Source organism: Enterococcus sp. AZ129 (genome assembly GCF_051714505.1).
Lineage (GTDB): Bacteria > Bacillota > Bacilli > Lactobacillales > Enterococcaceae > Enterococcus > Enterococcus faecalis.
The window spans coordinates 1,643,466-1,667,084 of record NZ_JBIORY010000001.1 but is presented as its reverse complement, the minus strand read 5'-3'; the positions used below and the strand labels follow the sequence as shown (position 1 = coordinate 1,667,084).

The window sequence follows — 23,619 nt, the reverse complement described above, 5'->3', positions numbered from 1 at the left end:
AAGTAATAGGAGAGGATTTTTACGAATGAAAAGAAAGAAAATCAAGAATCAACTACTTGTTTTAACAAGTATTCTCGTTCTTCTGAGTTTGGAAGTCGCTCCAGTTGTTACGTTGGCTGCAGAATTACCAAGTAGCTCGCTACAAACAGCTCTGTCCTCGGAAACGACAATTACTTCGGAAGAAAAAGTAACCGAAACAACTGTTGCTACATCGACAACGTCCACTAGTAGTTCGTCATCTGAATCAAGTAGTTTTACCGATACGACTACCGAATCAACGAGTCATTCAACGACAGAAACGACAACCACAAATACCAGTTCTGAAACAAAAAAAGAACCTACAGAGCCAACGGTATCATCAGAAATCACGCAACCTGTTGAACAATCGCAACCACCACAAGTTCCTGTGACCAAGCAAGAACCCGAAGAACCTATTCAAGTTCCTGAAGCCAACAATAACTTTGTTGAAGAAAATCAGGCTGTATCGTTAAATCCGTCCCTCAAAGTAGATGAAATCGCTTCTTCAAATTTAAAAGGCTACGAACTTCCACTGTTGTCGTCTTTTGACGAACAGAAACGGGCAGTTGTGGTGGCTGAAGCATTAAGACACATTGGGAAAACAAAAAAAGAATTTAATTTGACGGAGCAAGCATTGACCAGTAGTTTCCTTGCCCAAAAAATTTACCAACAATTATTTAAAATAGACATTGGCAGTACGCCGCAAGAACAAATGACATTTGGTAAAGTTCGTTCTATAGAGGAGGCAGAACCTGGTGATCTGATTTTTTGGCAAACAGCTGAAGGAAAAACGCTTCAAAATGGTGTTTATCTTGGCCAAGGAAAATATTTAATTGCCGCAACGGAAGCGGATTCTAAGGAGGAACCAGAAGTAATCGCTCAGTTAGAGAATATCTATACTGCCAAACAACAACCAGACTCAAAAGAGGAAATACGTTTGGTAGTGACTAATCCTTTTAAGGAGTTCACATTAACGGAGTATGGCAAAGAAGTTTTAGCAACATATGGTGCGTCATTTGAAATGCAGAAGTCAGAACAAACCACAGCGTTTATTAAAAAAATTGGTGAGACAGCCAGAGAACTTGGCGAAAAATACGATGTTTTTGCATCAGTGATGATAGCTCAGGCTATTTTAGAAAGTGGCTCTGGCGAAAGTCAACTAGCCAAAGAACCTTATTATAATCTCTTTGGCGTGAAAGGTTCGTTCCAAGGAAATAGTGTTAGCTTTTCAACAAAAGAGGCTGATCAGAGGGGCCAACTTTATACAATTTCCGCTGGGTTTCGCGATTACGGTGGCTATAATGACTCATTGCAAGATTATGTTCAATTACTCCGACAAGGGATTGACGGAAATCAAGATTTTTATAAACCAGCGTGGCGTTCGGAAGCCAAAAACTACCTTCAAGCAACGCGTTTTTTAACAGGTAAATATGCAACAGACAAGCAATACGATAATAAATTAAATTCGTTAATTGCGGTTTATAACTTAACGCAATTTGATTTACCAAAAACAGTGGACGGTTTGATTATCCAATCTAAAAATAAGCTGTCGGAAGCGGAACAGCAACAAATGCATTTTCCAGTCTATGATGGGATCAATTATAATCGAAGTGGTAGCTATCCCGTGGGCCAGTGTACGTGGTATGTCTATAATCGTTTCAAACAGTTAGGCACTTCTGTGGATGAATTTATGGGAAATGGCAGTGACTGGGGAAGAAAAGGACGTGCATTAGGCTATCAAGTTAGTTCATTGCCTAAAGCTGGTCGTGCGATTAGTTTCCAACCAGGAGTTGCTGGCGCAGATAATCAATATGGACATGTTGCTTTTGTTGAAGCGGTCACTTCTGATGGAATCATTATTTCTGAAAGCAATGTCATCAATGATCAAACGATTTCGTATCGTGTCTTACCTAATGCAATTGCTTATAGTAGTGGCGTGACCTACATTGGCGCTTAATCGACTCATTCAACAGGAAGAAGTGTGGATGTTTAAGTAAAAAATTAGCACAATGATCCATGTGTGAACTAACAAATTAAAATAACCAGAATCGACCAATGAATTGATTTTGTCATGTATAAAATGACAAGAACAGTTTGGTGGTTGATTCTTTGTTTTTCATCAACGAAGTGACAATAGTCCTCATGATTCGTTAGAAAAAGATGAATAGTCCAAAGTACTCTTTCTTGATACTTTGTTATTTTATGTTTTTGTTTGCAGGAAACTACTGAAATCGCTATACTAAATTTATGTGAATATACTAACAGACAATCAATTTTTTATCTCTTTTATTGGTGTATAAATTGATTGAACATTATAATCATTTGTCTTTTGTTGTGTAATTTTATATCTTCTTGAGAAAGGGATGAGTGAACAAATGGCTATTTATATATTAGAAGACCAAATTATTCAAGCAAAAGCGTTAGAAGCATTGTTAACAAATATCCTACATTCAAGAAATATTTATAATGAAACAATCCATTTATTTTCACGTTCAGATGAATTATTACAAGTGGCACACCAGGACGCCCAACTAAATATCTTTTTCCTAGATATTCAAATGAACAATCATATCCAGGCAGGATTTGAGGTTGCTAAAGAAATCAGAAAAACAGACAGTGAAAGTCTGATTGTATTTATTTCTACTCACACAGAATTAGTTTTAACTTCCTACAAATATATGGTTTCAGCTCTTCAATTTATTCAAAAGAACGTGGATTTTCTAGATTTCCAAAAAGAGGTCGAAACATGTGTCGATGCATATATTCAACAAAAAGAAAATATAAAGACAAAAAGTGAATATATTATCATTAACTTAAAAGCGTCTTCTATAAAAATGGATATTAATGATATTTATTTCTTTCAAACGGAATACGATCATCGTGTATCAATGGTTGGTAAAAATTTTAAAAGAGAATTTTATGGAACGTTATCAAAAATTGAACAACTGCATCCAGATTTGATTAGAGTCCATCAATCAATCATCATCAATAAAAAATATGCGTCAAAATTAAATTATAAAACGCATCTTTTAACTATGAGAGACGGAACGGAAGTACCAGTCTCAAGAAGATATTATACTCAGGTCAAGGCACTATTTCTTACTTAGGGAGGGATAATGACTAATTAAGGAATTATCTATCTATTAGTCGCTATATTCGTTATAATTTAGTGCAATACTTGAAGAGGAGGGCGATATGCTAATCGATTGGATTCTAAAAAATATTATGGATATGGATCAGGAAGATCAATCAGGAAAAACACAATGGACAAAGTATTATCTAACCGTTTATTTTTCTGGCTTATTTAATTTTCTGATGATTCTGATTTTATCAGTTTTATTTGGGACGTTAAGCGAAACCTTTATTGTATACGTCGTACTGATTTTTTTACGGCCTGTCGCAGGTGGCTGGCATGCAAAAACTAAATGGCTCTGTCGTCTAGAAAATATTGTTATCTATGTCGCCATACCATTTGTATTGAAAAATTCTTCTGTGAGCTTACCGTTTATTTATAAAATTCTATTGATTTGCCTCTTAGTCGTATTATTTTATTGGTATGCGCCACAAGGAACAGCAATTGAACCTGTTCAGCCATCTGATTTAAACGTGCTCAAAAAGCAAAGTCTTATAAGGGTGTGTTTACTTATTTTATGTAGTCTGTTTGTCAAAGAAAAGATTGCTTCAGTAATACTCTACGGTCTCGTCATCCAAGGTCTGATGATACTCCCTGTAACAAAAAATTTAATTGAAGGAAGTGTTTTTATGAAATTTGGTAAAAAAATAATTAAAAATGTTATTGAAAAAAGAGTTGCAAAAGTCAGTGATGGTGTGGGAACTAAGCCTAGATTAAATCAAAATTCGCCCAATATATTTGGACAATGGATGGGACAAACTGAAAAACCTAAAAAGAATATTGAAAAATGATTTTGTCGTTATTAGCTACTAACGTTTTGCTTGTATCTAGCTTTATCGTTTTTGTCTTTTTACGAGTAACATTGATTAAGATTGAATGTAAAATACCGTTACTTTCATTGCTTATTGTCATTAATCTTTGTTCGTTTGCGGCATTAATGTTGGGCTACTCTTGGTTGATTTATGCGCTGACAGTCGTTGTTTTTACAGGATTTTTACTCATTCACAAAAAGAGGTTCTCAATTTTCAAAGCGATATTTTTATCCGTTTTTACATTGCTTATGGTTTCGTTTATCAATTACACGGAGCAAACGATTTTAAGTGTTTTTTTTCAACAGATTTATCAAAATAAATTATTATGGATTGCCTCAAATGTTCTTCTGTTGCTTATAAATATCTGGATTGTTTTAAAAATTCCCAATAGTGTTTTTTTAAGGTTAAATCGTGTGTTAGAAAATAGCCGAATTTTTTTTGGTTGTTTACTTTTATTGTTGATTCTGTTGTTACTTTTTGTGTTTTTGATTTCGCCAGAGATTTCACCTGACTTTATGCGAGGATTTGTCACGGTAAATAGTTCTAAATTGGAGTTATTAATAAGTGTAGGTTTATTTTTAATTCTGATTGGCTTAGTCATTGAAGCTTATTTGGAAGAACAACGTATCAACACTCAATTATTGAATAATTTAACGATTTATACTGAAAAAATAGAATCCATTAACGAAGAGCTAGCGATGTTTCGTCATGACTATAAAAATTTATTGTATAGTTTACAAATTGCTATTTCATACGAAGATATTCTGGAAATCAAAAGAATTTATGAAGAAACGATTGCACCAACCAAAAAAATTATTGATAATGAAGAATTTGAACTTATGAAGTTAAATCGTTTGAAAAATATGGAACTTAAGGCACTCATAAGTATGAAAATTAATACCGCAAAGCAAGCAAAACTAAAAGTGATTGTTGATGTGCCAGAAGTATTTATTCTTGATACATCAATCGACTTAGTGGTTGTGATTCGTTTGTTGGCTATTCTATTAGATAACGCGATTGAAAACAGTGCAAAATCAGAATTGAAAATGTTCGCTATCTCAATTTTCAATAAAAATGAAACACAAGAGTTTGTGATAACAAATAGTGTCCAAGCCGAATTTGATTTTAGGGTTATGAAGAAAACCAAATTTAGTTCTAAAAGTAACCCAGAAGAACACGGTTGGGGATTGTTATATGTAAAAGAAATTGTTGATTTTTCAGATCAATTTGATTTGCAAACGTCCTTCAATGAAGGATCGGTTACTCAACATTTAATTATTGAAAAAAATCATAATAGTAAAAAAGTTGTTAACGAATGAATTTGTTAACAACTTTTTTACTATGGTATTGAGATATGAGGGGCAATACAGGGAAAAATGTCGGCTAATTAAGGAATTTAGATAGTGCCGGTTAGGTAGTTATCTATAATGAAAATAGCAACAAATATTTACGCAGGGAAAGGGGCGGTCGTTTAACGGGAAAGATTAGGGAAGATAAAGCAATACTTTTGTTGGGAAAAGAAATAAAAGGAAACTGGGGAAGGAGTTAATCGTTTGATGAAGGGAAATAAAATTTTATACATTTTAGGTACAGGCATCTTTGTTGGAAGTTCATGTCTATTTTCTTCACTTTTTGTAGTAGCAGAAGAACAAGTTTATTCAGAAAGTGAAGTTTCAACAGTTTTATCGAAGTTGGAAAAGGAGGCAATTTCTGAGGCAGCTGCTGAACAATATACGGTTGTAGATCGAAAAGAAGATGCGTGGGGGATGAAGCATCTTAAGTTAGAAAAGCAAACGGAAGGCGTTACTGTTGATTCAGATAATGTGATTATTCATTTAGATAAAAATGGTGCAGTAACAAGTGTTACAGGAAATCCAGTTGATCAAGTAGTGAAAATTCAATCGGTTGATGCAATCGGTGAAGAAGGAGTTAAAAAAATTATTGCTTCTGATAATCCGGAAACTAAAGATCTTGTCTTTTTAGCTATTGACAAACGTGTAAATAATGAAGGGCAATTATTTTATAAAGTCAGAGTAACTTCTTCACCAACTGGTGACCCCGTATCCTTGGTTTATAAAGTGAATGCTACAGATGGAACAATTATGGAAAAACAAGATTTAACGGAACATGTCGGTAGTGAAGTAACGTTAAAAAACTCTTTTCAAGTAACGTTTAATGTACCAGTTGAAAAAAGTAATACGGGAATTGCTTTACACGGAACGGATAACACAGGGGTTTACCATGCAGTAGTTGATGGCAAAAATAATTATTCTATTATTCAAGCACCATCACTAGCGACATTAAATCAGAATGCTGTTGACGCCTATACGCATGGAAAATTTGTGAAAACATATTATGAAGATCATTTCCAACGACACAGTATTGATGATCGAGGGATGCCCATCTTGTCAGTTGTTGATGAACAACATCCAGATGCTTATGACAATGCTTTTTGGGATGGAAAAGCAATGCGTTATGGTGAAACAAGTACACCAACAGGAAAAACGTATGCTTCCTCTTTAGATGTAGTTGGTCATGAAATGACACATGGTGTAACGGAACATACTGCCGGTTTAGAATATTTAGGACAATCAGGTGCGTTGAATGAATCTTATTCTGATTTGATGGGTTATATTATTTCGGGTGCATCTAATCCAGAAATTGGTGCGGATACTCAGAGTGTTGACCGAAAAACAGGTATTCGAAATTTACAAACGCCAAGTAAACACGGACAACCAGAAACCATGGCTCAATACGACGATCGAGCACGGTATAAAGGAACGCCTTATTATGATCAAGGCGGTGTTCATTATAATAGTGGAATTATTAATCGGATTGGTTACACCATTATCCAGAATTTAGGCATTGAAAAAGCACAGACTATTTTCTACAGCTCGTTAGTAAATTACTTAACACCTAAAGCACAATTCAGTGATGCTCGTGATGCGATGCTTGCTGCTGCAAAAGTTCAATATGGCGATGAAGCAGCTTCAGTGGTGTCAGCAGCCTTTAACTCTGCTGGAATCGGAGCTAAAGAAGACATTCAGGTAAACCAACCAAGTGAATCTGTTCTGGTCAATGAATGAAAAAAATTCCACAATTAAATAAAAATGGAAAAGGAGTGGCATAATCTTATGAAAAAGTTCTCCATACGAAAAATTAGTGCTGTTTTTTTGTTTCTGATTTTAGTAACTTTGATAGCCGGTTTTAGCCTCTCTGCAAATGCAGAAGAGTATATCGTTCCTGCCGAAAGTCATTCACGACAAAAAAGATCGTTACTGGACCCTGAGGACAGAAGACAAGAAGTGGCAGATACAACCGAAGCGCCTTTTGCGTCAATCGGAAGAATCATTTCCCCTGCCAGTAAACCAGGCTATATTTCTTTAGGAACAGGCTTTGTTGTTGGAACTAATACAATTGTCACCAATAATCATGTGGCTGAAAGTTTTAAGAATGCCAAAGTATTAAATCCGAATGCCAAAGATGATGCTTGGTTTTATCCAGGTCGAGATGGCAGTGCGACACCATTTGGCAAATTCAAAGTGATTGATGTAGCTTTTTCCCCGAATGCGGATATTGCGGTCGTGACTGTCGGCAAACAAAACGATCGTCCAGATGCCCCAGAGTTGGGAGAAATTTTAACGCCATTTGTTTTGAAAAAGTTTGAATCTTCAGATACCCATGTCACAATATCAGGCTATCCAGGTGAGAAAAACCACACACAATGGTCTCATGAAAATGATTTGTTTACATCTAACTTTACAGACTTAGAAAATCCATTACTATTTTATGATATCGATACAACAGGTGGTCAATCTGGTTCACCAATCTATAATGCTCAGTTTGAAGTAGTTGGTGTTCATTCCAATGGTGGCATTAAGCAAACAGGAAATCATGGTCAAAGACTAAATGAAGTGAATTATAACTTTATTGTTAATCGAGTGAATGAAGAAGAAAATAAACGTTTATCCGCTGTGCCAGCAGCGTAAAGAACCATAAAAATACTCGGAATTTCCAGAATCACGGGAAATCTCGAGTATTTTTGTTTTTTAAGATAGTGTAAGTTACGATAAAAGTACCTTGTAATTATCGGTTAAAAGCATATAATAGTGCTGAAAAGAAGGCAAATAATCCGATTAAGTTAGTATTTCTAAACCATCATAACTCGTAATTATTTCATGCTTTTGAGATAAAGCCGCCATCTCCGCATAAGACAAGCCGCCATTGTGAGAAAAATGGTTGGCAACGTAAATCGTTTTATCTGTGACGAGTTTTCTTTCTTTTAATTCTGCAATTAATTTTAAATTTTCTTCCCAATTCATATGACTATTGCCAGTTTCGTTTGTTTGACTAGTACAATCTAAAGAAACAATACTAAGAAGTAAGTGGCTCTTTTCAAGATATTCAAACATGTCTGACGTAAAGTAACCTGTATCATGGGTGGATAAAAAAGCATCTTTACCATCGTCAATAACGAAAATAAAACAATCTTCACTGAAATTTCCATGTTGTGCAGGAAGGGGATAAATCGTATAGTTCGCAATAGTAAAACACTTGTAGGGCTGAATAACCTGATAATGTAATCGGGTATCGTCTTGACGACCTTCTAAATCAAAGGCGCGCTGATAAAACGTCTTAACTGCTTCATTTCCATAAACAGTTAAACGATTGGGAATATCTAATGCATAACCAGACATTCGATAAGCCAAATCCTCGCCGTAAAAATGATCGGAATGCCAATGAGAGATTAGTAAAGAGTCAAAGTCTGCAAAACACAAGTCGTACTGCAACAGGTGTAAATAAGAATCCCCTGGAAAATCAATCAGCAGGACATCATCAATAATTAATTGAGTTTGTGTACGAATTTCTCGTCCTTTTTTCTCTCGAGCGTACTTACATAATTTACAATTACAAAAAATTCCTGGAATCCGTTCTGCTGCACCCGTACCTAAATAGTTGATTTTCATTGGGAGTACCTAACCTTTCTTTGACATTCTTCATACTTAGTAGATAACGCTGAACCTTAAAGTAAATGGGCATGGAAACTGAAACATTTGTTGTGTCCATCTTACCTTTTTTAGAAAAGAATTGAAATGGAATTTCTTAAGTAAATTTGCGTAAAATAGAAAAAGCAAGACGCCTTTTTTAATAAGCTGAATTTGTTGCGAATGTTCATGCTATTTCCGAGAAAAAGTTTTACCAAAGGCACTTTCATATCCATCTGCTATTAGTTATAGAAAAATAACAAGATGGACATAGCTTATTAGAGCAAAAATAACTACGCTATTGATAAAGAGTGAGGCGTGTTTTGAACAGGTTGCGTGGGCAAATGAATTTGAATAAAAGGGATGACAAAAGATGACTATTGAAAAATTAGAATATTTTTATACCATTGCAAAATATAATAGTATTTCCAAAGCAGCCTCTGAACTCCATGTTAGTAAATCAACCTTAAGTGCGTCATTAAAAGATTTGGAAAGTGAATTGGGCCATTTACTTTTTGACCGTAACGGGAATTCTTTGACGTTAAATTCCTATGGTGATAAAATCGTCCAATCTGTATATATCATTTTAAACGAGGCCAAGAAAATGAAACTTAATTTGCATGAAATGATTGAGAATCCAGTGATGCGTTTAGGTTTTGGAAATACGTCCTTGATGTATAAAGTGACAGAAAATGAGGATCAACTGAATCGTTTTTGGGAATGTTACCATGGTTCATCGTTTGAGTTATTGAATAAATTGGAGAATCATGAGTTGGATTTTGTGATTACTTCTGCAGATGTGAATAGTCCAGTTTTAAAGAAAGAACAATTAATTGAACTAAAAATGTATCTTTGTGTTTCAAGAGAAATTAAACAAGAAATTGAGGAAGAAGGCTTCAGCTGTTTGACCAACTATCCATTTCTATTTTTGCCGCATCACTTAGATCATTTAGAAGCTACCAAGAGTGTGCTAGAAATGTTGCAATTAACAAGTCCGCTTGTTTGTTGCTACGATACGTTGATGCTTACTCGTCTCATTGAAAAAAGTAAAGGAGTTTATGCGGTAATCTCTCTTCGGAAAGAACAACTGCAGGAAATTGATTCTAAACTCTTCTTTTTACCGATTGAACGAAAACAAAAATTTTATTTATACCGAAATGTTTCCAGTTCGGTTTTTGTCCAACCTGGTCAAATCAAGGCAACTTTACAAAAGTTGCTAGAGACTTAGCCATTAAAATTACTTTGGAATAGTTACCAAAAATAGCTTTATTCGCTTAGATTTACTTCTGCTGCGGATAAGGCTATTTTTGTTGTTCATTGTTTATAAGAGATGCTCAATTATGGGGCTGTTCGATATTTCTGAACAGAATGTTCAATTATTTAATAACTTAAGAATCGATAAATCGTATCTATTACGGTTCAATTTAAAGGGGTTCTGGTGTATAGTTTGGCTATCTAAAGATTTACTTTTTTAAATATAAAATAACTAAATGGCAAGGAATATAAAGAACTGTTGATACGTGAGTACTTGCGATAACTGTGTCGTTAGAAGTTTAAGTGTCATTGTTGCTTTTCCTGTTTTATGTAGTTGCTAGAAAGGACTGTTTTTATGATCGATAGAAAAAAAGTTATTTTGTATACTTGTTGCATGAGTTTGTTTGTAGTGACCATGGATGTTACGGTTGTCAATGTGGCGTTACCATCCATTCAAAGTGATTTTCACACGAATCTGTCTACATTACAGTGGGTAACAGATGGGTACACTTTAATGGTAGCATCCTTATTATTGTTATCTGGGTCTACAGCAGACCGAATTGGCCGTAAACGAGTTCTTCAATTGGGCTTAGCCTGTTTTGGTTTAGCGTCTTTCCTATGTGGGATTTCGCAAACCCCAGGGCAATTGATTGCGTTTCGCATGTTGCAAGGGATTGGTGGTTCTATGTTAAATCCGGTAGCAATGTCTATTATTACACAGGTATTTACCGAAAAGTTAGAACGTGCGAAAGCAATTGGCTTGTGGGGCTCTGTTACAGGGATTTCCTTAGGCATGGGCCCGATTATTGGCGGACTAATTGTTTCTTATTTTAGCTGGCGGTATGTCTTTTTTGTAAATGTACCGATCATTGCAGCGGCAATCATCCTTACACAAAAATTTGTACCTGAGTCAAAAGTAGAGAAGACGGCGAAAAATGATTTTGTTGGTCAAGCATTGATGATTCTTTTTCTATTTAGTTCTATCTATTCCATTATCGGACTACCTAGAAAAGGGCTTTTCGCGCCAGATATTTTAAGTACTGGGATAATCGGCTGTTTAGCCATTGTCATTTTCTTTATTTATGAATATAACATTGACAATCCGTTAATCAACCCGCGTTTCTTTTTATCTATTCCATTTACATCGGCTTCTTTTTTAGCTATTTTTGGCTTTATCATATATAACGGCTATTTATTTTTAAACACGCTATATTTGCAAGAAATGAGAGGCTTCAGCCCGTTGGAAGCTGGCTTATCAACCATTCCTTTGGCTTTTGTTAGTTTTCTTGTTGCACCGAGAGCCGGCGAAATGGTAGGGAGAATAGGAACGAAACGTCCTATTATGCTTTGTGGTATTTCAATGTTGGCTGTTAGCTTTTTACAATTATTTGTAACTAAAACAACGCCTATGATTATTTTATTTATTATTTATATCTTTTTAGGCATTGGGTTTGGGATGTTAAATTCACCGATTACCATTACAGCGATTGAAGGAATGCCACTTTCTCAGTCAGGAACGGCAGCAGCCATTGCGGTGACATGTAAGCAAATTGGCAATTCTTTAGGGGTTGCGCTACCAAGTCTTTTAATTACAAAGCCTATTACTAGTTCGCTTACTCGAACACCTTTTACAAACGTATGGCTTTTATTTGGATGTTGCGCCATTGCGATTATCTTTTTAAGTTATTTATCCAATTCTCCGCTAGCGAAAAAGTCATTGCGCAGAGTTAGGTTTTATTTTTAACAAATCAAGATTTTTTTGAAGGGAAAGGAAGACAAACTTAGATGAAAAAAATAAATAACCGAGTAGGACTCTTTTTATTTTTTGTTTTACTCTTTTGGGCAAAAACGATTCTGGCGTATTACCTAGATTTCTCATTGGGCGTTAAGGGCAGTCTCCAGCGAGAAATTTTATGGTTCAATCCAGTTGCTACTACGCTGTTACTATTTGGCTTTAGTTTGTATTTTAAAAAGCATAAAACATTTATGCTTAGCTTAACTCTTTTAAATGTTTTAAATACATTAATTTTATATTTGAATATTATTTTTTATCGTGAATTCACTGACTTTATTACCATCCAATCTATTTTTGGCTTTTCAAAAGTTTCAGAAGGGATTTCTGGTGATTTACTTGCCTTAATGAGGGTCCACGATGTCTTTTATTGGCTAGATACTTTAGTGCTGCTCGTTTTGGTATTTTACTCTTTTAAACAGCGACGGAATCATCAAGTCTTTATGACTAAACCTATCAACAGAAGATTGGCGATCTCAATTAGTTGTTTAAGTGTCTTGCTCTTTTCGGTTAACTTATTTTTAAGCGAAACCGATCGTCCTCAATTGCTTCAAAGAATTTTTGATCGTAATTATATTGTAAAATATCTTGGCTTGGATGCATTCACAGCCATCGATGGTGTCAAAACAGCCATGTCAAATGAGGTAAGAGCAGAAGCTAGTTCAAACGAATTACCTGAAATCATGAAATTTACCAAGCAAAACAATTTACCGCTTAATCCGCAGTATGCCGGTATTGCCAAAGGAAAAAATGTATTTGTGATTCATTTAGAAAGTTTTCAACAATTTTTGATTAATATGAAAGTCCAAGGCCAAGAGGTTACACCGTTTTTAAATCAGCTCTATCAAAACAAAGCGACAATCAGTTTTGATAATTTCTTTCATGAAGTAGGGCAAGGAAAAACGAGTGATGCGGAGAACATGTTAGAAACAGGAACATTCGGGCTCCCGCAAGGATCTCTTTTTACACAATTAGGATCAGACAATACTTTCGAAGCAGCTCCCGCTGTTTTAGGACAAAAAGGCTATACAACCGCTGTTTTCCATGGAAATGTGGGGAGTTTTTGGAATCGGGACCATGTGTATAAAAACTTAGGATATCAATACTTTTTTGATCGGTCATATTTTTCAAAAGATGACAAAATGCTAGGTTACGGTATTTTAGATAAACAATTGTTGCGTGAATCAGCTAGTGAGCTTGAGCATTTACAGCAGCCATTCTATGCGAAGTTTTTAACTGTGACCAATCATACCCCTTATTATACGGATGACCAAAACTTCCCGTTTCCTAAATTGAACACAGGCAATTCGATTGTGGATGATTATGTTCGAACAGCGCACTATTTGGATCAATCGCTAGAACAATTTTTCCATTACTTGCAAACAACAAGTTTATACAATCATTCTATTTTTGTTATTTATGGTGACCACTTCGGTATTTCAGATGCAAACAACAAGGACTTATGTAAAGCCTTCAACCGCGATCCAAAAACGTGGACAAACTATGACAATGCGCAATTGCAAAGAGTACCTTTGATGTTTTACATGCCAGGCTATACGCAAGGGAAAATCATGCACGAATATGGTGGGGAAATTGACGTTTTACCGACACTGTACCATCTTTTAGGTGTCGATGATAAAAATTATATCCATTTTGGCACGGACCTTTTATCTCCTCAATATAAACAAGTGGTTCCTTTTAGAAATGGCGATTTTGTAACGCCTCAATTTTCTTATCTAGGTGGGGAAATCTACAATAATCAAGGAAAAAAATTAGACCAAGTTCCAGCAGATTTAAAAGCAGAAGTCACGAAAGATAACGATTGGGTGAAAAAATCGTTAAGTTTATCTGACAAATTAAATCAGGAAAACCTTTTACGTTTTTATAAACCACAAGGATTCCAAGAAGTGCAACCAAAGGACTACAACTATGATGTGGCTTTTGAAAAAAACAAAGTCTTAGAAGTAGAAAAACAAAAAAATGCACAGTCAACCAGCTTGTTTAGTCAAAATGGCAATCAAACGACAGTCCAAAATTATCCGACTACGCCATAGATCATTTAAGAAGGATAACTTTTGGAAGGGAAAGAGAATCATATATGAAGTGAAAGAGGTCAGAACAGAGCCGTTTATTTTCGAAGCAATTGGTTCTGTTCCCGCCGTTTATCCGGTTTTGAGCCTGGAACAAAAATCCAAAGTGATTTTTGTCCCAGGCTTTTTCGCTCTTTTATTGAGTAAGAAGTCAGTTTAGAATTTATATTAAGTTTCGCTGTACATTTTAAAATTATCATCAACAGAAAATACAACAGGCGAATTTTTAGATAAAAAAATTAGTAAAACAAGTATTAAATAAATAGTATTTTTGAGGATAAAGTAAGAGAAATGTTGTTTTTTTAATAGTTGTTAACGGAAAACAAAATTATTTTATAGCCATAAAATATATTTTTATTATAATTGTATTATAAAATAATGAGCATATGATTTGCAGATAAGTTTTTCAGGGCCTATTCTGAATAGGAACTTAGCTATAAAAATAAAAGAGGAGAGTGGTTTTGATGAGAAAAAATCAGAAGATTGTGCCAATTGTGACAGCTTCAGACGAAAATTATGCTCCTTATTTGAATGTAATGATGACAACTGTTTTAGAAAATTGTCATGCGGAGAGACCTGTTCATTTTTATGTGATTGATGATGGGCTGTCGCTATCTAGCAAAAAAGCACTCCGAGAAACGGTTAGTAGTAACTCACAAAATGCAACTGTTGAATTTCTAACAGCAGACAAAGAAGTCTATCAAAATTTTTTAGTGAGTGATCATATTACAACGACCGCATACTTACGCATTTCTTTACCGTCACTTTTACAAAAATATAGCTATAAAAAGGTTCTTTATTTAGATGCAGATACGCTTGTTTTAGATGATATTGTCCAGTTGTATGATACGCCATTAGTGAACCAAACGATTGGTGCGGTTATTGATCCTGGTCAAGCATATGCCTTGAAACGTTTGGGCATCGATTCCTCCGATTATTATTTTAATTCAGGAGTTATGATTATTGATATTGACCGATGGAACGAGAAAGCAATCACGCAAAAAACAATTCAGTATCTAGAAGAAAATGGGGACCGCATAGTTTATCATGATCAAGATGCTTTAAACGCTGTTCTTTATGAAGATTGGCTAGCTCTAGAACCAAGATGGAATATGCAGACGTCTTTAGTTTTTAATCGTCATGAAGCGCCTAATGAGGCTTACCAAAAATTATATGCAGCGGGAAATCAAGAGCCAGCGATTATTCATTTTACTGGTCACGATAAACCCTGGAATACGTTAGAAAATCATCCTTATACAGCTCTTTATCTAAACAAGTTAAAGAAAGTAGGTGCAAGAAATGGAAAATAGAAAAGAATTAGCGATTGTCTCCTGTTGCAATACCAACTTTGTGCCGCATCTTGCTGCTATGTTTGTTTCAATTTTAGAAAATAGTCCTTCAGCGGCAGCTGTTCATTTTTATGTGATTGATGACAATATCAATTTTGAAAGCAAGCAACTACTGTATTTTACGATTAAACATACCCAAATCAATGCAGAGTTAACATTTTTAAAAATCAACCCCCATTTTTTCAAAAATGTTGTAACCAGTGAACGAATTCCCAAAACAGCTTACTACAGGATTGCTATTCCAGAGCTGTTTAGAGGAAGCCAGATCGAACGGCTGTTGTATATGGATTGTGACATGATTGCCTTAGATGATGTCGCAAAATTATGGACAGTTGATTTAGGTGAAAATATCATTGCCGCTGTTGAAGATGCAGGGTTCCATCAACGTTTGGAAAAAATGGCGATTCCTGCAGAATCTATGTGTTATTTTAACTCAGGCTTGTTGCTAATCGATGTTAAAAAATGGTTGAATTTAGATGTAACCACTAAAGTCTTAAGATTTATTGAAGAAAATCCAGATAAATTACGTTTCCATGATCAAGATGCATTGAATGCGGTTTTACACGACCGTTGGACCCTGTTGCATCCTAAGTGGAACGCCCAAGGCTATATTTTGTCAAAAGCGAAAAAACATCCAACTATTTATGGAGAAAAACAATATGAAGAAACGAGAAGAGCACCATCCATTATCCACTTTACTGGCCATGTCAAACCTTGGACGAAAGAATTTCAGTGGTATACCAAGCGTTATTATGATCAATATGCGAATAGGACGGTCTTTCGTTGTGTCAACACATTCAATCAATATTTATCTTATACGAAAATTAGCAGAAGGATTGAATATGCTCAATAATGAATATTGTCATGGATTTCGTAAAATCAGTTACTTGTTAGTTGTTGCCAGAACCAAACAATAGAAACGAAGAAGTCGGGATAGAACTGTTTTTCAGATTTTGAGTATGAGACAAAAATCTAAAGTGATTTTTGTCTCATACTCTTTTTAATGACTTTAGTCAGTTGAAATCTCTAAAGAGATTTCGACAAAAAAACCACGCGTACTGCGCGTGGAGCTCAGAGCTTTAGCGATAAAAACTCCTTTCGATATAATAGATAAAGGCTACCAACCGTTATCTAATCGAAAGGAGTTTTTGTATGTCGAACGACGATAAAAGTTTAGCACATACTCGTTGGAATTGTAAGTACCATCTTGTATTTACACCAAAATATAGAAGAAAAGTAATCTATGGTCAGTTAAGGCAGGATATTGGAAAAATACTGAGAAAATTGTGTGAAATGAAAGAAGTCGAAATCATTGAAGCTCATGCAATGCCTGACCATATCCATATGTTGGTAAGAATCCCGCCGAAGTTGAGTGTATCAGGATTCATGGGTTTCTTAAAAGGAAGAAGTGCAGTAATCATTCATGAACGTCATGCGAATTTAAAATATAATTATGGGAATAGATCATTTTGGTCAAAAGGCTATTATGTGAGCACTGTAGGTCTGAACCAAAAAACGATAGCTAAGTATATACGAGAACAAGAAGCAGAAGATCGAGTAAGGGATAGTATAAACAAAAGAGAGTATAGAGATCCATTTAGTAAGTAACAACTAGATAAGAATAGAATGGTAGCGGTTGGCGGTCTCTAAAAAAAGCTCCCTTAAAGGGAGCAGCAGGTAGCGAGCCCTTCTAGGGCTATTAAAAAGCCACCCGCTATGCGGGTGGATATTTACTTGTCTATTTAAAATAAAGCCAGCAACTGGTATCATATTTAAGGATGGTTTTTTATAAAAAAATGATTTCTTGAGGAAAAAAATATTACAATAAAGAAAAATAAAAAAATGTAAACGTTATCATTTCAAGGTTATAGCGGTATGAAGATATTTATTAATACTTTTTATTGACAAAATAAAAAAAACCACCGTACTATTGGTTTGTGGTTATAACCAGTTAGGGTAAAGGAGAAAGTTATGGAAAATGCCTTTAAAAACAAAGCTTTGTATCATCAACTTGTTGATTTGCTGCAGGAACGAATCGAAACATGCATGATTCCTCATGACAAGTTGCCCTCTGAACGTGAATTGACTGCACAATATGGAGTGAGTCGGACGACGGTCCGGTTAGCGCTACAAGAACTAGAAAATAGAGGTTCCATCTATCGTCGTCATGGCAAAGGAACATTTGTTTCAGATATAAAAAAAGAGGCCGCTGATTTAGCTGGCGCATATAGTTTTACAGAACAAATGAAAGGGCTGGGTCGAAAACCACATACCCGTATATTATCCTTCGAAAAATTGGAAGCGGATAAATTTATTTGTCAGCATTTGAATCTTTCGTTAGGAGAGGCAGTTTTTAAATTAAGTCGGTTGCGGATTGCTGATAACGAGCCATTAATGGTTGAAGACACATACTTGCCTGTGAAATTTTTCTTATTACTCACGGATCAATTACTACGTAGCAAACCATTATATGATCTATTTTCGGAAGATTTTAAGCAAACCGTTCGTTTAGCTGATGAAGAATTATACGCTAGCATTGCTTCAAAAGAAGATGCCAAATTATTGATGATTCCAGAAGGAGCGCCAGTCCTTCATTTAGCACGCCAGACATATAACATGAAAAATGAAATTATTGAATTTACGTTGAGTGTGGCGCGAGCAGATCAATTTCATTATCAGATACGCCATATTCGGAATAGTTAGGAGAGTTAAGTATGTTTACAGCAGAAAAAGAAGAACTAGAACAACTAGGAGCGGAAATCACGACACGTGAAATTCGTCAGCAACCTGAGCTTTGGCAAGAAACCGTGACACTTTATCATGAAAATCAAACAGCTTTGGAAAACTTTTTAAAAGAAGTCCAAGCCAAAGCGCAAGGAAAACGCACAAGAGTAATTTTTACAGGAGCAGGGACTTCGCAATATGTCGGTGATACGGTTGTACCTTATCTCCGAGCACACGGCGACACACAAGCCTTTTCATTCGAAAGTATTGGGACAACGGATATTGTGGCCAAACCAGAAGATTATCTGATTAAAGACGAACCAACATTGTTAGTTTCGTTTGCAAGAAGTGGAAATAGTCCTGAAAGTTTAGCGGCAGTTGAAGTAGCTAATCAAGTGGTTGAAACAATTCATCATTTAGCGATCACTTGTGCCGAAGAAGGACAACTGGCACAAATAAGCCAAAAAGAAGAAAACAGCTTTTTATTCTTAATGCCAACACGTTCCAATGATGGTGGTTTTGCGATGACTGGTAGCTTTTCTTGCATGACCTTGGGTACATTACTACTCTTTGATCAAACAGCCTTTGAGCAAAAACAAGATTATGTAACCGCTCTAATTAAATTAGGTGAAGAAGTGCTATCCCGTGAAGAAGAATTAAATGAAATTGTTAACCTTGATTTTGAACGAATTGTTTATGTTGGTTCTGGAAGTTTAGCTGGTTTGACAAGAGAAGCGCAATTGAAAATTTTAGAACTAACAGCCGGCAAAGTTGCCACAATTTTTGACTCTTCTATGGGCTTCCGTCATGGACCAAAATCATTTATTAATGAAAAAACAATAATGTTTGGTTTTGTTAATAATACGCCATACACAAGAGATTACGACTTGGATATCTTAGAAGAAGTTCACGGTGACGAAATTGCGGCGGGTGTTTTTGCGATTGCTCAACCTGGCAAACGTAATTTCTCAGGTTCAACTATTGAATATTCCGCAGAAACTGCTCTATTACCTGATGGCTATTTAGCATTAGCAGATATCATGGTAGCCCAAACAGTCGCACTTTTAACATCTATTAAAGTTGGAAATAAACCGGATACCCCTTCACCGACAGGTACAGTGAATCGTGTGGTTAAAGGCGTAACGATTTATGACTATAAATAATACAACATTTGGAGGAGGAACTATGCTTACGTTAACAGCTGGAAAAAAAGCGGCAATGGATCGTTTGTCAACCCAAGAAGGAATCATTAGCGCATTAGCCATTGATCAACGAGGTGCCTTGAAAAAAATGATCAAAGCGCTAGATGTAGAGCCAACTGATGCACAAATTGAAACGTTTAAAGAATTAGTCTCGAAAGAATTGACACCTTATGCGTCCGCCATTTTATTGGATCCAGAATATGGATTGCCTGCTGCAAAAGCACGCGATACCGAGGCTGGATTGTTACTCGCTTATGAAAAAACGGGCTATGATGCAACAACTCCGGGACGATTGCCTGATTTACTAGCAGATTGGTCTGTTTTACGCTTGAAAGAAGAAGGCGCAGACGCGATTAAATTTTTACTCTACTATGATGTGGATGAGGATCCAGAAATCAATCATCAAAAACATGTATTCATTGAACGCTTAGGAAGTGAATGTGCAGAAGAAGACCTACCATTTTACTTAGAATTAGTTTCTTACGATGCACAAATAGCAGATGCAACTTCTTTAGAATATGCAAAAGTTAAACCGCATAAAGTGAATGAAATGATGAAAGAATTTTCTAAACCCCAATATAAAGTAGATGTATTGAAAGTGGAAGTTCCAGTTAATATGAATTTTGTAGAAGGTTTTGCGCCGGCTGAAACAGCGTATACAAAAGAGGAAGCGGCGAATTATTTCTTAGAACAAAGTCAAGCCACTGATTTACCATTTATCTTTTTAAGTGCCGGTGTCTCAACAGAGCTATTCCAAGAAACACTACGTTTCGCTAAAGAAGCTGGTTCAACATTTAATGGTGTTTTATGTGGCCGTGCTACGTGGAAAAATGGCGTGAAACCTTTCGTTGAAGCAGGAGAAACTGCGGCTTGTGATTGGTTAAAAACAGAAGGCCGAGAAAACATTGAAAGTTTAAATGAAGTCATCGCGGCAACCGCCAGCTCTTGGCATGCGAAAGTTCAAGTAAACGAAGGGTAATTGGGAGGCATAGCTGTGATAGTAACAGTAACAATGAATCCGTCAATTGACATCTCCTACCTATTAGATCATCTAAAGCTTGATACCGTTAATCGGACCAGTCAGGTGACCAAAACCCCTGGTGGCAAAGGACTAAATGTCACTCGCGTTATTCATGATTTAGGTGGAGATGTTATAGCTACCGGCGTTCTTGGTGGTTTTCATGGGGCGTTTATTGCAAACGAGTTAAAGAAAGCAAACATCCCCCAAGCATTTACGTCAATCAAAGAAGAAACACGTGATTCGATTGCGATTTTGCACGAGGGGAATCAAACTGAAATTTTAGAAGCTGGACCGACTGTTTCCCCAGAAGAAATCAGTAACTTCCTTGAAAATTTCGATCAATTAATTAAGCAAGCAGAAATTGTCACAATTTCTGGCAGTTTAGCGAAAGGATTACCGTCAAATTTTTATCAAGAATTAGTTCAAAAAGCTCACGCACAAGAGGTTAAAGTGCTACTAGATACTTCTGGTGATAGTTTAAGGCAAGTTCTTCAAGGACCATGGAAACCGTATTTAATTAAACCTAATTTAGAGGAACTAGAAGGATTGCTAGAGCAAGATTTTTCAGAAAATCCATTAGCAGCTGTACAAACAGCTTTAACAAAACCAATGTTTGCTGGAATTGAATGGATTGTCGTATCTTTAGGAAAAGATGGTGCAATTGCCAAACATCACAATCAGTTCTATCGTGTAAAAATTCCAACGATTCAAGCTAAAAATCCTGTTGGTTCAGGAGATGCAACCATTGCTGGTCTTGCATATGGACTAGCCAAGGATGCCTCAGCTGCTGAACTGCTAAAATGGGGCATGGCGGCTGGAATGGCTAATGCCCAAGAAAGAATGACTGGGCATGTAGACGTAGAGAACGTGAAGAAACATCTTATGAACATCCAAGTAGTCGAAATTGCTAAATAAAGAGCTTTCTTTATTTAGCAATTATCCAGTAATTGAAAGCGTTTACTAGAAAGGGTGACAATGTGGACAGATTTGAAATTAAAGAGGAGTTTCTTTTAAATGGTCAACCATTTAAAATTTTATCAGGCGCCATTCATTATTTTCGTGTAGATCCCTCAGATTGGTATCATTCACTTTATAACTTGAAAGCTTTAGGCTTCAATACAGTTGAGACATATGTACCATGGAATTTACATGAACCGCAAAAAGGAACATTTCATTTTGAGGGAATATTAGATTTGGAGCGCTTTTTAAAATTAGCACAAGAACTTGGACTATATGCGATTGTGCGGCCGTCTCCTTATATTTGTGCAGAATGGGAGTTTGGCGGTTTTCCAGCCTGGCTATTAAATGAACCAGGACGGATGCGTTCGAATAATCCAACCTATCTGAAGCATGTTGCGGAATATTATGATGTTTTAATGGAAAAAATTGTTCCGCATCAACTTGCTAACGGTGGCAATATTTTAATGATTCAAATCGAAAACGAATATGGTTCATTTGGCGAAGAAAAAGCGTATTTACGGGCGATTCGCGATTTGATGATTGCACGTGGCGTGACAGCACCATTTTTTACTTCTGACGGGCCATGGCGCGCAACATTGCGGGCAGGCAGCATGATTGAAGATGATATTTTAGTAACTGGGAATTTTGGCTCAAAAGCCAAAGAAAATTTCGGTATGATGCAAGCCTTTTTTGAAGAACATGGTAAAAAATGGCCGCTAATGTGTATGGAATTTTGGGATGGCTGGTTTAATCGTTGGAAAGAGCCAATTATTAAACGAGATCCGCAAGAATTGGCTGAATCAGTTAGAGAAGCATTAGCATTAGGCAGTATCAACTTATATATGTTTCATGGCGGCACCAATTTTGGGTTTATGAATGGCTGCTCCGCACGAGGAACCATTGATTTACCACAAATCACTTCCTATGATTATGATGCGCCACTTGATGAACAAGGGAACCCAACCGAAAAGTATTTCGCGTTACAAAAAATGCTTCACGAAGAGTACCCTGCGTTACCACAAGCTGAACCATTAGTAAAAGATTCTTTTGCGCAAACAGCAATTCCTTTAACCAACAAAGTGAGTTTGTTTGCGACTTTAGAAACGATTAGTCAGCCAGTGGTCAGCGTTTATCCGCAAACCATGGAACAATTAGGACAAAATACCGGCTATCTTCTTTACCGAACAAGCATTGAAAAAGATGCTGCAGAAGAAAAGCTAAGAGTGATTGACGGTCGTGATCGTCTGCAATTATTTGTCAATCAGGTACATCAAGCAACGCAATATCAAACGGAAATTGGCGAAGATATTTACGTTACACTGCCGCAAGAGAATAATCAAATCGATGTTTTAATGGAAAATATGGGTCGTGTCAATTACGGGCATAAACTATTTGCAGATACTCAGAAAAAAGGGATTCGAACGGGTGTCATGGCAGATTTACATTTTATGACGCAATGGCAACAATATTGTTTACCTATGACAAGCTGTGAACAGGTAGACTATTCAAGAGAATGGCAGCCTGATCAACCAAGCTTTTACCAGTATCATGTGGAGTTAGCAGAAGTGAAAGATACATTTATTGATGTTTCTAAATTCGGCAAAGGAATTGTTTTTGTTAACCAAACCAATCTTGGTCGTTTCTGGAATGTTGGTCCGACGCTTTCCTTATATATTCCTAAAGGATTATTAAAAGAAGGGCAAAATGAGATCGTCATTTTTGAAACGGAAGGAACGTACCAACCAGAAATTCAGTTAGTAAAAGAACCACTATATAAAGAAATGAAAGAGGGATTACAATGAGTATTATTGGCGTAAGAATTGATGGACGTTTGATTCATGGACAAGTGGCAAATTTATGGGCGACAAAATTGAATATTTCCAGAATTATGGTCGTTGATGATGAGGTTGCAGGGAATGCCATTGAAAAAAGTGGCTTGAAATTAGCAACACCAGCTGGCGTGAAACTAAGCGTGTTACCAGTTGAAAAAGCTGCTCAAAATATTTTAGCAGGAAAATACGACTCACAACGTTTACTAATTGTGGTACGGAAACCAGATCGTTTATTAAAACTAGTAGAACTTGGGGTGCCGATTAAAGAAATCAATGTTGGGAACATGTCTCAAACAAACGAAACACGGTCGATTACTAAGTCAATCAATGTGGTCGATCAAGATATTGAGGTTTTTAAAGAGTTAAATGCTAAAGGCGTCCATCTGATTGCTCAAATGGTGCCAAGTGACAAAGCGGAAGACTTTATGAGTTTGATAACAAAATAGG

The 23,619-nt window shown here is 36.1% G+C and carries 20 protein-coding genes; 19 read left to right on the top strand and 1 reads right to left on the bottom strand.

Annotated elements, in window-relative coordinates; genetic code table 11:
* Positions 1-25 precede the first annotated feature (25 nt).
* The 6 genes from IGJ90_RS08335 (at position 26) to sprE (ending at position 7,952) form a co-directional block, all read left to right on the top strand.
* Positions 26-1,975, top strand: a complete 1,950-nt coding sequence (locus IGJ90_RS08335; RefSeq protein WP_002374627.1) for an amidase domain-containing protein — start codon at positions 26-28, stop codon at positions 1,973-1,975.
* Positions 1,976-2,393: 418 nt separating this feature from the next.
* Positions 2,394-3,125, top strand: coding sequence for a response regulator transcription factor FsrA (fsrA, locus tag IGJ90_RS08330; RefSeq protein ID WP_078126945.1), 732 nt, complete (start codon positions 2,394-2,396; stop codon positions 3,123-3,125).
* Between the two features lie 88 nt (positions 3,126-3,213).
* Entirely contained in the window at positions 3,214-3,942 is a 729-nt protein-coding gene (gene fsrB, locus IGJ90_RS08325) for a quorum-sensing system protein FsrB (protein ID WP_002366845.1), read from the top strand.
* Positions 3,939-5,282, top strand: coding sequence for a sensor histidine kinase FsrC (gene fsrC / locus IGJ90_RS08320; protein WP_025186640.1), 1,344 nt, complete (start codon positions 3,939-3,941; stop codon positions 5,280-5,282). Before fsrB ends, fsrC begins: the two co-directional genes overlap by 4 nt.
* A gap of 234 nt (positions 5,283-5,516) precedes the next feature.
* Positions 5,517-7,049 carry a gelatinase GelE gene (gelE, locus tag IGJ90_RS08315; protein ID WP_002366842.1) on the top strand — a complete coding sequence of 511 codons (1,533 nt, stop codon included), beginning with the start codon at positions 5,517-5,519 and terminating at the stop codon, positions 7,047-7,049.
* 48 nt (positions 7,050-7,097) lie between these two features.
* Positions 7,098-7,952 (top strand): serine proteinase SprE, encoded by an 855-nt coding sequence (gene sprE, locus IGJ90_RS08310; protein ID WP_002366841.1) that lies wholly within the window; start codon positions 7,098-7,100, stop codon positions 7,950-7,952.
* A gap of 147 nt (positions 7,953-8,099) precedes the next feature.
* On the opposite strand, the gene IGJ90_RS08305 is transcribed toward sprE, so the two are convergent.
* Complete coding sequence (locus IGJ90_RS08305) at positions 8,100-8,930, bottom strand: MBL fold metallo-hydrolase (RefSeq protein ID WP_002366840.1); 831 nt, start codon at positions 8,928-8,930, stop codon at positions 8,100-8,102.
* Positions 8,931-9,321: 391 nt separating this feature from the next.
* Between IGJ90_RS08305 and IGJ90_RS08300 the strand changes: the two genes are divergently transcribed.
* From IGJ90_RS08300 to IGJ90_RS08240, 13 genes are all read left to right on the top strand, one after another.
* Entirely contained in the window at positions 9,322-10,176 is an 855-nt protein-coding gene (locus IGJ90_RS08300; RefSeq protein ID WP_002361978.1) for a LysR family transcriptional regulator, read from the top strand.
* 381 nt (positions 10,177-10,557) lie between these two features.
* Positions 10,558-11,946 (top strand): MFS transporter, encoded by a 1,389-nt coding sequence (locus IGJ90_RS08295; protein ID WP_002391405.1) that lies wholly within the window; start codon positions 10,558-10,560, stop codon positions 11,944-11,946.
* A 41-nt stretch (positions 11,947-11,987) separates the two neighbouring features.
* Entirely contained in the window at positions 11,988-14,048 is a 2,061-nt protein-coding gene (locus tag IGJ90_RS08290; RefSeq protein ID WP_002366839.1) for an LTA synthase family protein, read from the top strand.
* Entirely contained in the window at positions 14,005-14,244 is a 240-nt protein-coding gene (locus IGJ90_RS08285) for a hypothetical protein (protein ID WP_438768339.1), read from the top strand. The genes IGJ90_RS08290 and IGJ90_RS08285 overlap by 44 nt, the downstream gene beginning before the upstream one ends.
* A gap of 304 nt (positions 14,245-14,548) precedes the next feature.
* Positions 14,549-15,394, top strand: a complete 846-nt coding sequence (locus IGJ90_RS08280) for a glycosyltransferase family 8 protein (RefSeq protein WP_025186637.1) — start codon at positions 14,549-14,551, stop codon at positions 15,392-15,394.
* Positions 15,384-16,286: a glycosyltransferase family 8 protein gene (locus IGJ90_RS08275; RefSeq protein WP_025186636.1), complete on the top strand. Its 903-nt coding sequence runs from the start codon at positions 15,384-15,386 to the stop codon at positions 16,284-16,286. Before IGJ90_RS08280 ends, IGJ90_RS08275 begins: the two co-directional genes overlap by 11 nt.
* 299 nt (positions 16,287-16,585) lie before the next feature.
* Positions 16,586-17,041 carry an IS200/IS605 family transposase gene (gene tnpA / locus IGJ90_RS08270; protein ID WP_002366027.1) on the top strand — a complete coding sequence of 152 codons (456 nt, stop codon included), beginning with the start codon at positions 16,586-16,588 and terminating at the stop codon, positions 17,039-17,041.
* A gap of 363 nt (positions 17,042-17,404) precedes the next feature.
* Positions 17,405-18,136, top strand: coding sequence for a GntR family transcriptional regulator (locus IGJ90_RS08265; protein WP_002366835.1), 732 nt, complete (start codon positions 17,405-17,407; stop codon positions 18,134-18,136).
* An 11-nt stretch (positions 18,137-18,147) separates the two neighbouring features.
* On the top strand, positions 18,148-19,320 hold the full coding sequence (agaS, locus tag IGJ90_RS08260; protein ID WP_002357242.1) for an SIS domain-containing protein: 1,173 nt from the start codon (positions 18,148-18,150) through the stop codon (positions 19,318-19,320).
* 22 nt (positions 19,321-19,342) lie between these two features.
* Complete coding sequence (gene lacD, locus IGJ90_RS08255; RefSeq protein WP_002357245.1) at positions 19,343-20,338, top strand: tagatose-bisphosphate aldolase; 996 nt, start codon at positions 19,343-19,345, stop codon at positions 20,336-20,338.
* 15 nt (positions 20,339-20,353) lie between these two features.
* Complete coding sequence (locus IGJ90_RS08250; protein ID WP_438767966.1) at positions 20,354-21,295, top strand: hexose kinase; 942 nt, start codon at positions 20,354-20,356, stop codon at positions 21,293-21,295.
* 32 nt (positions 21,296-21,327) lie between these two features.
* The gene (locus tag IGJ90_RS08245) at positions 21,328-23,142 is read left to right on the top strand and encodes a glycoside hydrolase family 35 protein (protein ID WP_025186635.1); all 1,815 of its coding nucleotides are present in this window, start codon (positions 21,328-21,330) and stop codon (positions 23,140-23,142) included.
* Positions 23,139-23,618 carry a PTS system mannose/fructose/N-acetylgalactosamine-transporter subunit IIB gene (locus IGJ90_RS08240; protein ID WP_002361968.1) on the top strand — a complete coding sequence of 160 codons (480 nt, stop codon included), beginning with the start codon at positions 23,139-23,141 and terminating at the stop codon, positions 23,616-23,618. The genes IGJ90_RS08245 and IGJ90_RS08240 overlap by 4 nt, the downstream gene beginning before the upstream one ends.
* Position 23,619 lies beyond the last annotated feature (1 nt).

Excerpts from the sequence above, each read along its gene's own strand:
- IGJ90_RS08335 (WP_002374627.1), top strand. The coding sequence starts at position 26 with ATGAAAAGAAAGAAAATCAAGAATCAACTACTTGTTTTAACAAGTATT.
- fsrA (WP_078126945.1), top strand. The coding sequence starts at position 2,394 with ATGGCTATTTATATATTAGAAGACCAAATTATTCAAGCAAAAGCGTTA.
- fsrB (WP_002366845.1), top strand. The coding sequence starts at position 3,214 with ATGCTAATCGATTGGATTCTAAAAAATATTATGGATATGGATCAGGAA.
- fsrC (WP_025186640.1), top strand. The coding sequence starts at position 3,939 with ATGATTTTGTCGTTATTAGCTACTAACGTTTTGCTTGTATCTAGCTTT.
- sprE (WP_002366841.1), top strand. The coding sequence starts at position 7,098 with ATGAAAAAGTTCTCCATACGAAAAATTAGTGCTGTTTTTTTGTTTCTG.
- IGJ90_RS08305 (WP_002366840.1), bottom strand. The coding sequence starts at position 8,930 with ATGAAAATCAACTATTTAGGTACGGGTGCAGCAGAACGGATTCCAGGA.
- IGJ90_RS08300 (WP_002361978.1), top strand. The coding sequence starts at position 9,322 with ATGACTATTGAAAAATTAGAATATTTTTATACCATTGCAAAATATAAT.
- IGJ90_RS08295 (WP_002391405.1), top strand. The coding sequence starts at position 10,558 with ATGATCGATAGAAAAAAAGTTATTTTGTATACTTGTTGCATGAGTTTG.
- IGJ90_RS08290 (WP_002366839.1), top strand. The coding sequence starts at position 11,988 with ATGAAAAAAATAAATAACCGAGTAGGACTCTTTTTATTTTTTGTTTTA.
- IGJ90_RS08285 (WP_438768339.1), top strand. The coding sequence starts at position 14,005 with ATGGCAATCAAACGACAGTCCAAAATTATCCGACTACGCCATAGATCA.
- IGJ90_RS08280 (WP_025186637.1), top strand. The coding sequence starts at position 14,549 with ATGAGAAAAAATCAGAAGATTGTGCCAATTGTGACAGCTTCAGACGAA.
- IGJ90_RS08275 (WP_025186636.1), top strand. The coding sequence starts at position 15,384 with ATGGAAAATAGAAAAGAATTAGCGATTGTCTCCTGTTGCAATACCAAC.
- tnpA (WP_002366027.1), top strand. The coding sequence starts at position 16,586 with ATGTCGAACGACGATAAAAGTTTAGCACATACTCGTTGGAATTGTAAG.
- IGJ90_RS08265 (WP_002366835.1), top strand. The coding sequence starts at position 17,405 with ATGGAAAATGCCTTTAAAAACAAAGCTTTGTATCATCAACTTGTTGAT.
- agaS (WP_002357242.1), top strand. The coding sequence starts at position 18,148 with ATGTTTACAGCAGAAAAAGAAGAACTAGAACAACTAGGAGCGGAAATC.
- lacD (WP_002357245.1), top strand. The coding sequence starts at position 19,343 with ATGCTTACGTTAACAGCTGGAAAAAAAGCGGCAATGGATCGTTTGTCA.
- IGJ90_RS08240 (WP_002361968.1), top strand. The coding sequence starts at position 23,139 with ATGAGTATTATTGGCGTAAGAATTGATGGACGTTTGATTCATGGACAA.